This window comes from Streptomyces solincola (assembly GCF_002982015.1).
In the GTDB taxonomy this organism is placed as follows: Bacteria; Actinomycetota; Actinomycetes; order Streptomycetales; family Streptomycetaceae; genus Streptomyces; species Streptomyces solincola.
Window position 1 is genome coordinate 1 of record NZ_PVLV01000110.1, and the last position, 10083, is coordinate 10083.

Genomic DNA, 10083 nt, shown 5'->3' on the forward strand with positions numbered 1-10083 from the left:
GCCCCCGTCCGCCCGCCACCGCCCCCTCGGCCGCGGCCGGCGACAGCCTCCGCGTCCGTGTCCGCAGCGGTCTCCCGATCCGCGAGGGACTCCGGCTCAGCCGCCGACTCCTGATCCCCACTCGTCCTCGGGCCCGCCGCCGACTCCCGATCCCCGTCCGTCCCAGGTCCAGTGGCCGTCTCCGCACCAACCTCCGGCTCAGCGTCCGCATCCGGCAGGTCCTTGACCGCAGCCGCAGCCGCCGCCGCGTCGTCCGCCGGCCGGGCGGCCTGGTCGTCGCGGTCGGCGCGCGGCACGACCCGGGCGCCGTTGCCGGGCAGGGCGGTCGGGTCGGCGGCCGGCTGCTGCGGCTGGCGGCCGGGCAGCACGGCTCCCGGGTGCAGCGGCAGCCCACGGCCGCCGTCCGCCGCAGGCGCCCCGGGCCCCGCCGGGCCGCCGCCCTGGGAGGCGCCCGCATCCGCGGCGGCCTGCTCGCGGTTGCGCCGGGAGTCCTCCGGCTCCAGCGGGATGGGCGAGCCGCGCAGCGGTTCGTCGGCGGTACGCGGCAGCGTCAGCCGGAACTGCGAGCCGCCGCCCGGCTCGCCCCACGCCTGCAGCCAGCCGCCGTGCAGCCGGGCGTCCTCGACGGCGATGGAGAGGCCCAGGCCGGTGCCTCCGGTGGTGCGGGCGCGGGCCGGGTCGGCCCGCCAGAAGCGGTTGAACACCCGGGTGGCCTCGCCGGGCTTCAGCCCCACGCCGTAGTCGCGGACCGCTACGGCGACCGCGCCGCCCGCGGCGGCCAGCCGGACCACCACGTCCCGGCCCTCGCCGTGTTCCACGGCGTTGACCACCAAGTTGCGCAGGACGCGCTCCACCCGCCGGGCGTCGGCCTCGGCGATGACCGGCAGCTCGTCGCCCAGGACGACGATCCGGCCGCCCTTGCGCTCGACCAGCGGCTGGGCGCCGCCGATGACCCGGTGCACGACCGCGCGCAGGTCTATCGGCTCGGCCTCCAGCGCGGCGGCGCCCGCGTCGAACCGGCTGATCTCCAGCAGGTCGGCCAGCAGCGACTCGAACCGGTCGAGCTGGTCGCCGAGGAGTTCCGCGGACCGTGCGGTGACCGGGTCGAAGTCCTCGCGGGCCTCGTGGATGACGTCGGCCGCCATCCGCACGGTGGTCAGCGGGGTGCGCAGCTCGTGGGAGACGTCGGAGACGAACCGGCGCTGCATCCGGGACAGCTCCTCCAACTGCTGGATCTTGAGCTGGAGGTTCTGCGCCATCTTGTTGAAGGCCTCGCCGAGCCGGGCGATGTCGTCCTCGCCGGTGACCTTCATCCGCTCCTGGAGGCGGCCGGCGGACAGCCGCTCGGCGATGCCTGCCGCCATCCGGACGGGGGTGACCACCTGGCGCACCACCAGCCAGGCGATCGCGCCCAGCAGCACGACGACGAACAGCCCGGCCGTCGCCAGAGTCGTCTTGACCAGCGACAGCGAGTCCTCCTCCTGGGTGAGCGGGAAGAGGTAGTACAGCTCGTAGGAGTTGCCGTCGATGTCGTTGAGGCGCTTGCCGATGACGATGCCGGGCTCCGACGCCTTGCCATCGGTGTAGTGCACTCGGGCGTACGTCTGGAACGTGCCGGTGCCCGTGGCCACCTGCTCCCGCAGCCCGGCGGGGATGCTCGTGGCCGGGTCGACGCCGCCGGAGGCGCGCGCGCCGCGGTTGGCGGCGCCCGCGGTGTCGGAGCTGAGCGCCACCACGTTGAAGGCGCCCTGCCCGCCGCTCGCGAGCTGCACCACCAGGTCCGAGCGCCAGTTCAGGGAGGTGCGGGCGGCGCCGTCGTTGCCGGAGCCGCCGTCCTGCCCGCCCGGCCCGGTGAACCTGGCCGGGTCCTGCGCGGCGGAGAACCCGCCGGACGCCTGGCTCTGCGCGGCCCGCTCCTTGGCGTCGAGCAGGCCGTTGCGCATCTGGCCGATGACGACGAAGCCGAGCAGCAGCACCACGCCGAGCGACATCAGCAGCGTGCCGGCGACCACCCGCAACTGGATGTTGCGCCGCCACAGCCGTATCGCGGGCAGCAGCGGACGCCGCATCCAGCGGACGAGCAGCCGCAGCACGGGCCCGCCCTGCGCGCCGCGCAGCAGGTGGCGGCCGGACGTCAGACGCCCGGCGCGCCCGGTCTTCCCCGGTCCGGCAGCCCGCCCCGCACGGACTCCCGGCTCCCCGGGCTTCGGAGCAGCACTGCCGCGGGACATGTCAGCTCGGTCCGGCCTTGTAACCGACGCCGCGGACGGTCACCACGATCTCCGGCCGCTCCGGGTCCTTCTCGACCTTGGAGCGCAGCCGCTGGACGTGGACGTTCACCAGGCGGGTGTCGGCGGCGTGGCGGTAGCCCCACACCTGCTCGAGCAGCACCTCCCGGGTGAAGACCTGCCACGGCTTGCGGGCCAGCGCCACCAGCAGGTCGAACTCCAGCGGGGTGAGCGCGATGGACTGCCCGTCCCGCTTCACCGAGTGACCGGCCACGTCGATGACCAGGTCGCCGATGGTGAGCTGCTCGGGCGCCGGCTCCTCGGAGCGGCGCAGCCGTGCCCGGATGCGGGCCACCAGCTCCTTCGGCTTGAACGGCTTGACGATGTAGTCGTCGGCCCCGGACTCCAGGCCGACCACCACGTCGACGGTGTCGCTCTTGGCGGTGAGCATCACGATCGGCACTCCGGACTCGGCGCGGATGAGCCGGCAGACCTCGATGCCGTCCCGTCCGGGCAGCATCAGGTCCAGCAGCACCAGGTCCGGCTTGGCCTCCCGGAAGGCGGCCAGTGCCTTGTCGCCGTCCGCTACGAACGACGGCTCGAAACCTTCACCACGCAGCACGATCCCGAGCATCTCGGCCAGTGCGGTGTCGTCGTCGACGACGAGGACGCGTCCTTTCATATTCGACATCATCCCATTAGCTCATCGTTACCTGGCGTGACCTGGCGCACAGCTCGGCGATCGCGGAGCCGGTCACCGGCGATACGACGCCCGCCTCGGTGACGATCGCCGTCACCAGTTCCGGCGGTGTCACGTCGAAGGCCGGGTTGTACGCCTGGGTGCCCAGCGGTGCCACGGGCAGTCCGACGGCGGCCCCGGGGGCGCCGGCGGCTATCTGCGGCGGGGCGGTGAGTTCGGTCACCTCCTGTCCGGGGCGCTGCTCCACCTCGATGGCGGCGCCGTCCGGGGTGCCGGGGTCGATGGTCGTCAGCGGCGCCACCACGATGAACGGGACGTGGTGGTAGCGGGCCAGCACCGCCAGCGGGTAGCTGCCGACCTTGTTGGCCACCGAGCCGTCCGCCGCGATCCGGTCCGCGCCGATGAGGACGGCGTCCACCTCGCCGGCGGCGAACAGCGATCCGGCGGCGTTGTCGGTGAGCAGGGTGTAGGCCAGGCCGTTGCGGGCCGCCTCGTAGGTGGTGAGGCGAGCGCCCTGGAGGAGCGGACGGGTCTCGTCCACCCACAGCCGCCGCAGCCGGCCCCTGCGGTGCGCCTCCAGCGCCACGGCGAAGGCGGTGCCCTCGCCGCCGGAGACCAGCGCCCCGGTGTTGCAGTGGGTGAGGACGCGGTGGCCGCCGCCGGGCAGCAGCTCGTCCAGCAGGGTCAGCCCGTGGCCGGCCATCGCCGTGCTGGCCGCGGCGTCCTCCCGGTGCAGGGCCCGCGCCTCGACCAGTGCCGCCGCGGCCCCGCCGTCCTGGCCCTCCCCCTTCTCCACGGCCGCCCGGTACGCCGCCGCCGCCCGCCGCACCCCGTACCCGAGGTTCACCGCGGTGGGCCGCGCCCCGGCGAGCAGTGCGGCGGCCTCCTCGACGTCGTAGCCACGGGCCGCCGCCAGCGCCACCCCGTAGGCCCCCGCGATGCCCAGCAGCGGTGCCCCGCGGACGGCGAGCGTCTGCACCGCCGCCACCAGGGCCGGTACGTCGGTGCACACCAGCTCGACCTCCTCGGCCGGAAGCCTGGTCTGGTCGAGGAGGACCACCACGGGCCCTTCCGGCGGCTCGTCCCAGCGCAGTGCGGGCAGCGCGGGCGGGTGGGTCCCCAGGGCGGTCTGTGCCTGCTGATCAGCCATCCGCCCAGTCTGCCCGCTGGGCGGCGGACAATGAAGGTGGCGATGGGCGCCGGGCACCGGCCCGGTGGCGGTCGGCGCGTGGCACCATGGCTGCCAGCCTGCCGCCCCGCCGAGCGGTCCGGCACCGTGACCCGGCCGGTCCTCCCGGCCGGCCCGGCGACCCCCTGTTGCCCCGCGACCGACTGTTGAGGTGGACGAGCGTGAACGACACTCCGGGCTGGACCTCGCCGGGGTCTTCCCCTTCCGACGATCGGGACGCCTCCGGCGCCTCGGACGGCCGGAGTGCCGACGCCTCCTCGCCGACCACACCGTCCGGTCGCCCCGAAGACCAGTCCCCCGCCCCTGCCGGCCCCGCGGACGGCAACGGCTCCGCGGACGGCCGTAAGGGCAGTGACGGCGGCTCCGGCGACGGCCGGCACGACGGCCGCGGCGGCGATGCGGGCGACGGCCGCCACGACAACCCGGCCGGTCACGGCAAGCAGTGGGCCGCGGACCAGCCGCCGGCCGGTCAGTGGTCCCCGCCGGCCGCACCCGGTGCGTCCGGTCCCGTGCCGCCCCACTGGGGCGGCGCACCGCCGTACGGCCCCGGCGGCCACGGCGGCTGGAACGGCGGCAACTGGGGCAGGCCGCCCGCCGCCAAGCCGGGAGTCATCCCGCTGCGGCCGCTCTCCGTGGGCGAGATCCTCGACGGCGCCGTCTCCACCCTGCGCGCCCACTGGCGCACCGTCCTGGCCATCACCATCACCGTCTCGGTGATCGTGGAGATCGGCTCCATCCTCGTCGAGCGCTACCTGATACCGCCGCCGCCCGAGATCAGCCCGGACGCCACCCCCGAGGAGGCGCTGAACGCGGCGGTCGACTCGATGCAGTCCAGCCTCGCCTCGCTCGGCCCCACCGTGCTGCTCTCCATGATCTCGTCGCTGTTCCTCACCGCCCTGCTCACCACCGTGATCAGCCGCTCGGTGCTCGGCCGCCCGGTCAGCCTGGCCGACGCCTGGCGCGAGTCCAGGCCCCGGCTGCCGCACCTGCTGGGCCTGCTCGTCGTGCTCCCCCTCGTCTACATCGCCGTCATGGTCGTCGCCCTGCTGCCCGGGCTGCTGCTCTCCGGGACCGCGGCCGGCATCCCGCTGATCGTCCTCGGATCGCTGGGCGGCATCGTCGCGCTGGTCTGGCTCTACATCCGCTTCGCTCTGGCCTCCTCGGCGCTGATGCTGGAGCGCCAAGGCGTCCTGGAGTCGCTCAAGCGCTCCGCCAAACTCGTCCGGGGGGCCTGGTGGCGGACCTTCGGCATCATGGCCCTGGCCGTGCTGCTGGTGATCCTCGTCGCCATGATCATCGGGATCCCGTTCGGCCTCATCGCCCTGGCCGCCGACGGCGACGGCTTCAGCGGACTCATCAACGGAAGCAGCCCCGACTTCGGCTGGCCCTTCCTGATCATCACCGGCGTCGGCTCGGTACTCGCCTCCGCGATCACCTACCCGATCCTCTCCGGCGTGCCGGTCCTGCTCTACATCGACCAGCGCATCCGCCGGGAGGCACTGGACCTGGAACTGGCCCGGGCCGCGGGCGTGCCCGGCTACGGCCCGCCCGCCGACTCCGCCCCCAGGGGCTGATGCGGTGCCGGTCACGGGGGGCCTGGCCGCGGGGACGCTGATCGGAGCGAACGGCGGCGCCGATGACGTACCGCTGGACCTGCCGCGCGTGCCGGCCCGTGAGGCGGCCGAGCGGGAACTGTCCAAGCCGATGTACCACGAGAACGATCCGAACCCGCTCCAGCAGGCCCTCAACGCCTTCTGGGAGTGGGTCGGCGATCTCTTCGACAGTGCCTCCCGCGCCACCCCCGGAGGCGTCGTCGGCCTCCTCATCGTCGTGCTGGTGGCCCTGGCGCTCGTCGCGGCACTGTGGTGGCGGCTCGGCACTCCCTCTCCGCGCGCTGCCCCGTCCGACGCGCTCTTCGACGACCGGCCCCGCACCGCCGCACAGCACCGCCGCGCCGCCGATGACCACGCCGCCGCGGACCGCTGGAACCAGGCAGTCCAAGAGCGGATGCGCGCGCTCGTGCGCTCGCTCGAGGAACGCGCGGTGCTCGACCCGCGCCCCGGTCGCACCGCAGGCGAGGCCGCGGCGGAGGCCGGCCGCGACCTGCCCGACCACGCCGAACCCCTCCGCTCGGCCGCTCGCGCCTTCGACGACGTCGCATACGGCGGCCGGTCCGCGGACCAGGCGGCGTACCAGCGCCTGGCCGACCTGGACACCGCCGTCCAGCAGACCAGGCCCCGATCGGCCCACGGTGCCTCATGACGACCGTCCCCGTCGCCACCTCGACCGCTCCCGGTGCCCGGCAGATGTGGGCCCGCCTCCGCGGCCTGCTGCTGGTGGCCGCCCTCGTCCTCCTCGCCGCCGCGGTGATGGCGCTGCTGCGCTCCGACGAGCAGCACGGCAGCCTCGACCCCCGCTCCGCCGACCCGGACGGCAGCCGAGCCACCGCCGAACTGCTCACCCAGCGCGGAGTCGACCTGCGCGTCGCCACTCGACTGGACGACGCCCTCTCCGCCGGCGGCCCCGACACCACGCTGCTCGTCACCGACCCCGACCTGCTCACCGACCGCCAACGCACCAGGCTGCGTGACGAACGGGACACCACCGGCGGCCGTCTCGTCCTCCTGGACGCCGGACCCGCCGCCACCCGCGCCCTGGCCCCCGGCGTCCGGGCGGAATCCACCCGCGCCCCCCTCACCGCGCTCCAGCCCTCCTGCGACCTCGCCGCCGCCCAGCGGGCCGGCAACGCCGACCTCGGCGGCCGGCTCTACACCTCCTCCGCCGACAGCAGCCACCTCTGCTACCGCAGCGACGGGGCAGCCGCCCTCGTCCGCACCGACAGCCCGGCGAACGGCGAGACCGTCCTGCTCGGCTCCGGCGACCTCCTGCACAACGAGCGACTGGACGAGCAGGGCAACGCCTCGCTGGCCCTGCAACTCCTCGGTTCCCGTTCTCATCTGATCTGGTACCTCCCCTCGTCCGGCGATCCCACCGCCACCGGCGTACACGACGACGACGGCTCCGCTTCGTTCTTCGACCTCATCCCCTCCGGCTGGCTCTGGGCGACCCTGCAACTCGCCCTCGCCGCCGTGCTCGCGGCCATCTGGCGTGCCCGCCGTCTCGGCCCGCTCGTCACCGAGCGACTGCCCGCCGTCGTCCACGCGTCCGAGTCCACCGAAGGCCGCGCCCGCCTCTACCGCACCACCAACGCCCGCGCGCAGGCCGCGGCCGTGCTCCGCGAGGCCAGCCGCTCACGGCTCGCCCCGCTGGTCGGCGTCCCCGCCTCCCAGGCCCACGACCCGGGCATCCTGCTCCCGGCCGTCTCCACTCGCCTGTCCTCCCCCGGACCGGCCTCGCCGGCCAACCCGCCGGACCCCTCAGAGCTCCTCTTCGGCAGAGCCCCCGCCGACGACGCGGCACTCGTCCTTCTCGCCGACCAACTCGACGCCCTCGAAAGAGAGGTACGCACCTCATGAGCGCCCCGACCCCCGAGACCTCCGAGAGCTCGGACGCCCGCTCCTCCCTGGAGGCACTGCGCGCCGAGATCGCCAAGGCCGTGGTCGGGCAGGACCCCGCAGTCACCGGCCTGGTCGTCGCCCTGCTCTGCCGGGGCCACGTCCTCCTCGAAGGCGTCCCCGGCGTCGCCAAGACCCTGCTCGTCCGAGCCCTGGCAGCCACGCTCGAACTGGACAGCAAGCGGGTGCAGTTCACCCCCGACCTCATGCCCAGCGACGTCACCGGGTCCCTCGTCTACGACGCCCGCACCGCCGAGTTCTCCTTCCAGCCCGGCCCCGTCTTCACCAACCTCCTCCTGGCCGACGAGATCAACCGCACCCCGCCCAAGACCCAGGCATCCCTCCTGGAGGCGATGGAGGAGCGCCAAGTGACGGTCGAAGGCGAACCACGCGCCCTCCCCGACCCCTTCCTCGTCGCCGCCACCCAGAACCCGGTCGAGTACGAAGGCACCTACCCCCTGCCCGAGGCCCAACTTGACCGCTTCCTAATGAAGCTGACGGTCCCCCTCCCGTCCCGCGACCACGAGATCGACGTCCTCACCCGCCACGCCGCGGGCTTCGACCCCCGCGACCTACGAGCCGCCGGAGTCCGCCCGGTAGCCGGCCCGGCCGAGCTGGAAGCCGCCCGCCTCGCCGTCGCCAAGACCTCCGTGTCCCCGGAAGTCACCGGCTATGTCGTCGATATCTGCCGTGCCACCCGTGAATCCCCCTCACTCACTCTGGGCGTATCCCCGCGAGGAGCGACCGCCCTGCTCTCCACGGCCCGTGCCTGGGCCTGGCTGACCGGCCGGGACTACGTCACCCCGGACGATGTCAAGGCACTCGCGCTACCCACCCTGCGTCACCGTGTCCAACTGCGCCCCGAGGCCGAGATGGAGGGAGTCACCCCGGACTCCGTCATCACCGGCATCCTCGCCCACGTCCCCGTGCCCCGCTGAGGCGAGTCGATGGCCCTGACCGGACGCACTGCTCTCCTCGCCGCGATCGGCTCGCTACCTGTCGGCATCCTGTCCCCGAGCTGGACCGGCATGCTCGCCGTCAACGGACCCCTCGCACTCGCAATGCTGTGCGACTACGCCCTCGCCGCGCCAGTGAAATCGCTCCAATTCACCCGATCCGGTGACACACACGTTCGACTCGGTGACGCCGCCGAACTGCAACTCACCGTCACCAACCCCTCCCGCCGGCCCCTCCGCGCCCGCCTGCGCGACGCCTGGCCGCCAACCGCCCAGGCCTCCGACAGCGAGCAGGAGACCCCCCGCCACACGTTGACCGTGCCCGCCGGCGAACACCGCCGCATCACCACACGGCTGCTCCCCAGCCGCCGGGGTGACCACCAAGCCGCACGTGTCACGGTGCGCTCCTACGGCCCCCTCGGGCTCGCCGCCCGCCAGGGCAGCCACCAGGTGCCCTGGACGATCCGCGCCCTGCCCCCGTTCACCAGCCGCAAGCACCTGCCGGCACGGCTGGCCCGACTCCGCGAGCTCGACGGCCGCACCAGCGTGTTGACGCGGGGCGAGGGCACCGAGTTCGACAGCCTCCGCGAGTACGTCGCCGGCGACAACACCCGCTCCATCGACTGGCGCACCACCGCACGCCAGACCACGGTCGCAGTCCGCACCTGGCGACCGGAGCGCGACCGGCACCTGCTCGTCGTGCTCGACACCGGCCGCACCTCCGCCGGACGCGTCGGAGACGCCCCTCGCCTCGACTCCGCCATGGACGCGGCACTGCTCCTGATCGCCCTCGCTTCCCGCGCCGGCGACCGGGTCGATCTGCTGGCTTACGACCGTCGAACACGCGCTCACGTACGCGGTCGTTCGGCCAGGGACGTCCTGCCGGCCGCGGTCGAGGCGCTCGCCACGCTGGAACCCGCGCTGGTCGAGACCGACGCCCGCGCCCTCAGCGCCGCCGCTCTGGCCCACGCGCCCCGACGCTCTCTGATCGTCCTGCTCACCAGCCTGGACGCCGCCCCGGTCGAGGAGGGCCTGCTGCCCGTCCTCCCCCAGCTCACCAAGCGGCACAACGTCCTGGTGGCCTCCGTCGCGGACCCGAGCGTCCAGGCCATGACCAGCGCGCGCGGCACCATCGACGCGGTCTACGAGGCGGCCGCCGGCACCAGGGCCACGGTAGAACGTCGCCGGATCGCCGAAAAGCTCCGCAGCCATGGCGCCACCGTCGTCGACGCCACTCCGGACGACATTGCCCCGGCCGTGGCGGACGCCTACCTCGCGCTCAAGGCCGCCGGACGGCTATAGCTTCGGCGCGGTGCGGATGGGTTGCAGGCGGCCCCGGCCCCACCTGCACCGCCAGCCCGCTCATCATCGACGCGCACATACCCGTAAACGCAAGTAAGCCCCGTACCAGATTCCTGGCACGGGGCTCACCCACACAATTTGTTCGGCGGCGTCCTACTCTCCCACAGGGTCCCCCCTGCAGTACCATCGGCGC

Annotated in this window: 8 protein-coding genes; 5 read left to right on the forward strand and 3 right to left on the reverse strand. The window is 73.9% G+C overall.

What is annotated here, in order from left to right:
* The 3 genes from mtrB to mtnA all read right to left on the reverse strand — a co-directional run.
* Nucleotides 1–2231: MtrAB system histidine kinase MtrB (gene mtrB, locus C6N75_RS08700; RefSeq protein ID WP_258177295.1), on the reverse strand; the 2231-nt coding region annotated here is incomplete at its 3' end.
* A 1-nt stretch (nucleotide 2232) separates the two neighbouring features.
* Entirely contained in the window at nucleotides 2233–2922 is a 690-nt protein-coding gene (gene mtrA / locus C6N75_RS08705) for a two-component system response regulator MtrA (protein ID WP_219852863.1), read from the reverse strand.
* Nucleotides 2923–2926: 4 nt separating this feature from the next.
* Nucleotides 2927–4078, reverse strand: coding sequence for an S-methyl-5-thioribose-1-phosphate isomerase (gene mtnA / locus C6N75_RS08710; protein ID WP_105868287.1), 1152 nt, complete (start codon nucleotides 4076–4078; stop codon nucleotides 2927–2929).
* 200 nt (nucleotides 4079–4278) lie between these two features.
* Between mtnA and C6N75_RS08715 the strand changes: the two genes are divergently transcribed.
* Genes C6N75_RS08715 through C6N75_RS08735 form a run of 5 tightly spaced genes read left to right on the forward strand, consistent with a single transcriptional unit; the run spans nucleotide 4279 to nucleotide 9890 of the window.
* Entirely contained in the window at nucleotides 4279–5691 is a 1413-nt protein-coding gene (locus C6N75_RS08715; RefSeq protein ID WP_105868288.1) for a DUF7544 domain-containing protein, read from the forward strand.
* 4 nt (nucleotides 5692–5695) lie between these two features.
* A complete protein-coding gene (locus C6N75_RS08720) occupies nucleotides 5696–6379 on the forward strand; it encodes a DUF4129 domain-containing protein (protein WP_258177298.1) in 684 nt (227 codons plus the stop codon).
* Nucleotides 6376–7593: a DUF4350 domain-containing protein gene (locus tag C6N75_RS08725; protein ID WP_105868289.1), complete on the forward strand. Its 1218-nt coding sequence runs from the start codon at nucleotides 6376–6378 to the stop codon at nucleotides 7591–7593. Before C6N75_RS08720 ends, C6N75_RS08725 begins: the two co-directional genes overlap by 4 nt.
* Nucleotides 7590–8570 (forward strand): AAA family ATPase, encoded by a 981-nt coding sequence (locus tag C6N75_RS08730; protein WP_105868290.1) that lies wholly within the window; start codon nucleotides 7590–7592, stop codon nucleotides 8568–8570. Before C6N75_RS08725 ends, C6N75_RS08730 begins: the two co-directional genes overlap by 4 nt.
* 9 nt (nucleotides 8571–8579) lie before the next feature.
* Nucleotides 8580–9890, forward strand: a complete 1311-nt coding sequence (locus C6N75_RS08735; RefSeq protein WP_105868291.1) for a DUF58 domain-containing protein — start codon at nucleotides 8580–8582, stop codon at nucleotides 9888–9890.
* Nucleotides 9891–10083 lie beyond the last annotated feature (193 nt).

Coding starts and splice junctions, on each gene's coding strand:
- mtrA (WP_219852863.1), bottom strand. CDS start 2,922: ATGATGTCGAATATGAAAGGACGCGTCCTCGTCGTCGACGACGACACC.
- mtnA (WP_105868287.1), bottom strand. CDS start 4,078: ATGGCTGATCAGCAGGCACAGACCGCCCTGGGGACCCACCCGCCCGCG.
- C6N75_RS08725 (WP_105868289.1), top strand. CDS start 6,376: ATGACGACCGTCCCCGTCGCCACCTCGACCGCTCCCGGTGCCCGGCAG.
- C6N75_RS08735 (WP_105868291.1), top strand. CDS start 8,580: ATGGCCCTGACCGGACGCACTGCTCTCCTCGCCGCGATCGGCTCGCTA.
- C6N75_RS08730 (WP_105868290.1), top strand. CDS start 7,590: ATGAGCGCCCCGACCCCCGAGACCTCCGAGAGCTCGGACGCCCGCTCC.